This is a genomic window from Lyngbya sp. CCY1209, assembly GCF_055795065.1.
This window is the reverse complement of record NZ_JAYFER010000291.1, coordinates 1-302: the sequence shown is the minus strand read 5'-3', so window position 1 is coordinate 302 and position 302 is coordinate 1. Positions and strand designations below refer to the sequence as shown.

Below are 302 nucleotides of genomic sequence, written 5' to 3'. Positions count from 1 at the left end.
TTTTGGAGTCGTAGACCATCCTTAGTTTGGAATATCCACTTATCCTTCCTTTCATCCCCGTTGCTCAGTTTTGCCATTCCTGTTCGATAATATTTCCTGAGCGTTTTGTATTTGGCGTTTCCGCATCTTGATACTACCCATGCCCGTAATTGTTGCCAGAGTATGTTATCTAGCTTATTGAAAATCTCCTTGGAGACTACCCCTGAGTAGTACCTTGCCCATCCAGTGATGATGGGATTGAGATGTTTAATCAGGGCGGCTTGAGGTGCTGTTTTATGATTCCTAATCACCTCTTTTACCTT

Annotated in this window: 1 protein-coding gene; it reads right to left on the bottom strand. The window is 42.7% G+C overall.

Annotated elements, in window-relative coordinates:
- Positions 1-302, bottom strand: a 302-nt coding sequence (locus tag AC0QHF_RS08515; protein ID WP_324703776.1) for a group II intron maturase-specific domain-containing protein, incomplete at both ends; no start/stop codon positions are given.